Here is a 4,157-nt window from a genome sequence, read left to right on the forward strand (position 1 = left end):
ATGTTCGGAAAAGATAACCGCTGAAAGCATCTAAGCGGGAAACTTGCCTCAAGATGAGATCTCACTGGAGCCTTGAGCTCCCTGAAGGGCCGTCGAAGACTACGACGTTGATAGGCAGGGTGTGTAAGCGCTGTGAGGCGTTGAGCTAACCTGTACTAATTGCCCGTGAGGCTTGACCATATAACACCCAAGCAATTTGGGTCTCGATAGAGACCAGATTGCGGTGTTGTGAAGACGAAACGAACCGAAAGTTCGGACTTGTTCGTAAGGCACACACAAACTATCGCATGCCCATTCGCTGGAACGTGACCGTATGGCACGCGCCGGCTACCGAATTTCTTGACGACCATAGAGCGTTGGAACCACCTGATCCCATCCCGAACTCAGAAGTGAAACGATGCATCGCCGATGGTAGTGTGGGGTTTCCCCATGTGAGAGTAGGTCATCGTCAAGATTAAATTCCGAAACCCCTATCTGCTGATGCAGGTAGGGGTTTTGTTTTGCCCGCAGGAAAGCTCCTTTGTGTTTCTATGCAACTGTCTTGTGCATGGCTATCATGCGGGCCTCATTATCAGGGCGTAGTTCGCATGCTCACGTTGCTAGAACTTCTAAAGGATGGCCGTTTCCATTCGGGGCAGGCATTAGGCGTGGCGCTCGGAATCAGCCGAAGTGCTGTGTGGAAGCAATTGCAGCACTTGGAGGCTGAGCTGGGCTTGTCTGTCCATAAGGTTCGAGGCAAGGGCTATCAATTGGCTAAGCCGTTGCTGCTTTTGAATGTGGCTGAGATTGGTGCAGAAGAGTCTTGTCAGTGGCCCGTCCATATATTTGATTCTATTGACTCGACCAACGCAGAAGCGTTGCGTTTCATAGAGCGCGGAGTACAGGCGCCGTTCCTTATTTTGGCTGAGCGGCAGACTGCTGGGCGTGGTCGCCGTGGTCGGAAGTGGGTCAGTCCGTTTGCGGATAATCTCTATTACAGCCTGGTGTTACGTATCGATGGTGGGATGCGCCAGGTTGAAGGGTTGAGTCTCGTCGTAGGGCTGGCTGTCTTGCGTGCCCTGCACGATATGGGTGTTTTGGAGGCGGGCCTGAAATGGCCTAACGATATCCTGGTCGGCTCAAAAAAAATCGCAGGCATCCTCCTTGAGCTGGTTGGTGATCCAGCAGACGTTTGTCATGTTGTCCTTGGGGTTGGAATCAATGTGAACATGCAGTCTGCTGCTGAGGTTGATCAACAGTGGACTTCCATGAGTCTTGAGGCGGGCAGAACTTTCGATCGGAATGAGCTGGTTATGCGTTTGGGGGTCAGCCTTCAGCGATACTTGAGGTTGCATCAGATGTCCGGGTTTTCGGCAATCCAGGAGGAGTGGGAGCGATATCATTTGTGGCAGGGGCGTTCCGTGTCGCTGGTTGCTGGTGCAAATCGTATTGACGGCGTTGTGTTGGGGATTGATCGTCAGGGTGCGCTGCGTTTGAAGGTAGATGGCGTGGAAAAAATCTTTAGTGGTGGCGAGCTCAGCCTGAGGTTGCGTGATGATTCTTGAGCTCGATTGTGGCAACAGTTTTATCAAATGGCGCGTTCTGGGTGCTGATAGCGCGACGCCTGTAGAAGGGGGGGTAGCTGGCTCTGATGCGGATCTGATCGCCTGTTTGAGTGACGCTGAAAAATTCCAGCTCAAGAAGTGCCGTCTTGTCAGTGTGCGGACCCAAGAAGAAACGGAGTCGTTGATCGCCTCGTTGGTTAATGCGTTTGGAGTATCTGTAGCGCGCGCCGTGCCCACTCGGGAAATGTCGGGTGTCAGGAATGGCTACGAGGATTTTGAGCGGTTGGGGCTTGATAGATGGTTGGCTTTGCTCGGAGGGTTTCACCTCGCCTCGGGAGCCTGTCTGGTGCTCGATTTCGGTACGGCCATTACGGCCGATTTCGTAGGGGCAGATGGCGAGCATCTAGGGGGATTTATTTGTCCGGGCTTGCCTTTGATGCGTAATCAGTTACGTACACATACCCGGCGAATTCGTTATGACGATACGGCCGCCGAGCGCGCCCACGAAAGCCTTGAACCAGGTCGCACCACTGTCGAAGCGGTTGAGCGCGGTTGCATGTTGATGCTCAGAGGGTTTGTGCTGACTCAACTTGAATTGGCCCGACAGTATTGGGGAAAGGATTTCGTTGTGTTTCTGACGGGTGGGGACGCTAATCTGGTTTCGGGCGTTGTCCCGGCTGCCAGGGTTGTGCCTGATCTGGTTTTTGTCGGTCTGGCGATGGCCTGTCCTTTGTCCTGAGGTTTCTATGCGTTGGCTGTTCTTGCTCCTATTGGTTTTGAATGTCTTCTACTACGTTTGGCACCAGCAGGAGGCTCCGCTTCGAGCAAAGGATGTGACTCCGTTGAATCTGTATCGTGGCTCGCAGCAAGACATTCATCTTTTGAGTGAAACGGCTGATGCGCTGGTCAGGCGTGATGCGAGCAAGCCCGGGGAATTACCAAAGACCTGTGCTTATCTGGGTGGTTTCAGTCGCCTGGAGACAGCCAGGCAGCTGGAGCAACGACTCGCGGCGTCAGGAATCATCGCGCGTGCTGCGCCTTTGAGTTCGCCTGAGGCCGGAGGAGGGTTCTGGGTTCAAGTTCCCTCGGAGCATGCCGCCAAATTGAATGAGACATTGCTTCAAAACCTTTCCAGAGAATTCAATGAGTTAAAACACAAAATAATGCCCTGTGAGGGGGTTGCGCCCTCAGGGTAGTTTGCATAGAATGGCGCCCGCTTCGCAGCGAAGACCTTTAAAGGTTAGCGGTGTGAAGCAAGGTCAACGCAGCTAACCTCAGGTTTTTAATGAGAAAATGGTTGACAGAAGGCTGGCATGATGTAGAATGCCGGCTCGCTTAGGAGGGGTTCCCGAGCGGCCAAAGGGATCAGACTGTAAATCTGACGTCTACGACTTCGAAGGTTCGAATCCTTCCCCCTCCACCAGTTTTAGCGTGAGCTGCAAGCTCCGCGGGTATAGTTTAGTGGTAGAACCTCAGCCTTCCAAGCTGATGATGCGGGTTCGATTCCCGCTACCCGCTCCAAGTTTGCAGGTTGTGCAAAGTGTTTTGCTCTTGTAGCTCAGTTGGTAGAGCACACCCTTGGTAAGGGTGAGGTCAGCGGTTCAAATCCGCTCAAGAGCTCCATCTAACAAGGCAGATATGAAAATATCTGCCTTTGTTTTAATGGTTAGTGTGACTTGCTAATTTCTTCTCCTAGGGGTGATTTCGATGGCTAAGGAAAAGTTCGAACGTAATAAGCCGCACGTCAACGTTGGTACCATCGGTCACGTCGACCACGGTAAAACCACTCTGACCGCTGCTCTGACTCGTGTCTGCTCCGAAGTTTTCGGCTCGGCCAAGGTTGAGTTCGACAAGATCGACAGTGCCCCGGAAGAGAAGGCTCGTGGTATCACCATCAACACCGCTCACGTTGAATACGATTCGGCCGTGCGTCACTACGCGCACGTTGACTGCCCAGGTCACGCTGACTACGTAAAAAACATGATCACCGGTGCTGCCCAGATGGACGGCGCGATCCTGGTTTGCTCGGCCGCTGATGGTCCGATGCCGCAAACCCGTGAGCACATCCTGCTGTCCCGTCAGGTTGGCGTTCCGTACATCGTTGTCTTCCTGAACAAGGCTGACATGGTTGACGACGCTGAGCTGCTGGAACTGGTTGAGATGGAAGTGCGCGACCTGCTGAGCACTTACGACTTCCCAGGTGATGACACTCCAATCGTCATCGGTTCGGCTCTGATGGCTCTGAACGGCCAAGACGACAACGAAATGGGTACTTCTGCTGTCAAGAAGCTGGTTGAGACCCTGGACAGCTACATTCCAGAGCCAGAGCGCGCCATCGACAAGCCGTTCCTGATGCCAATCGAAGACGTGTTCTCGATCTCGGGTCGCGGTACTGTTGTGACTGGTCGTGTTGAGCGTGGCATCGTTCGCATCCAGGAAGAAGTTGAGATCGTCGGTCTGCGCGACACTCAGAAAACTACCTGCACCGGCGTTGAGATGTTCCGTAAGCTGCTGGACGAAGGTCGTGCTGGCGAGAACTGCGGCGTGCTGCTGCGCGGCACCAAGCGTGACGACGTAGAGCGTGGTCAGGTTCTGGTCAAGCCAGGCACCGTC

Annotated in this window: 4 protein-coding genes, 3 tRNA genes and 2 rRNA genes; all 9 read left to right on the forward strand. The window is 53.7% G+C overall.

Features of this window, described 5'->3' with window-relative positions; translation table 11 throughout:
- Window positions 1–180, forward strand: a 23S ribosomal RNA gene (locus AD666_RS20630); the annotation flags it as partial.
- Window positions 181–338: 158 nt separating this feature from the next.
- A 5S ribosomal RNA gene (rrf, locus tag AD666_RS20635) occupies window positions 339–454 on the forward strand.
- Window positions 455–587: 133 nt separating this feature from the next.
- A complete protein-coding gene (gene birA, locus AD666_RS20640; protein WP_053155972.1) occupies window positions 588–1,544 on the forward strand; it encodes a bifunctional biotin--[acetyl-CoA-carboxylase] ligase/biotin operon repressor BirA in 957 nt (318 codons plus the stop codon).
- Window positions 1,534–2,283 carry a pantothenate kinase gene (locus tag AD666_RS20645; protein ID WP_053155976.1) on the forward strand — a complete coding sequence of 250 codons (750 nt, stop codon included), beginning with the start codon at window positions 1,534–1,536 and terminating at the stop codon, window positions 2,281–2,283. The genes birA and AD666_RS20645 overlap by 11 nt, the downstream gene beginning before the upstream one ends.
- 7 nt (window positions 2,284–2,290) lie before the next feature.
- On the forward strand, window positions 2,291–2,740 hold the full coding sequence (locus AD666_RS20650; RefSeq protein WP_053155979.1) for a hypothetical protein: 450 nt from the start codon (window positions 2,291–2,293) through the stop codon (window positions 2,738–2,740).
- Window positions 2,741–2,882: 142 nt separating this feature from the next.
- A tRNA-Tyr gene (locus AD666_RS20655) sits at window positions 2,883–2,967 on the forward strand.
- 24 nt (window positions 2,968–2,991) lie between these two features.
- Window positions 2,992–3,065 (forward strand) — tRNA-Gly (locus AD666_RS20660).
- A gap of 26 nt (window positions 3,066–3,091) precedes the next feature.
- A tRNA-Thr gene (locus AD666_RS20665) sits at window positions 3,092–3,167 on the forward strand.
- Between the two features lie 84 nt (window positions 3,168–3,251).
- Window positions 3,252–4,157: elongation factor Tu (gene tuf, locus AD666_RS20670; protein ID WP_053155982.1), on the forward strand; the 906-nt coding region annotated here is incomplete at its 3' end.

The sequence above is a fragment of the Pseudomonas sp. Pf153 genome (genome assembly GCF_001269775.1).
In the GTDB taxonomy this organism is placed as follows: domain Bacteria; phylum Pseudomonadota; class Gammaproteobacteria; order Pseudomonadales; family Pseudomonadaceae; genus Aquipseudomonas; species Aquipseudomonas uvaldensis.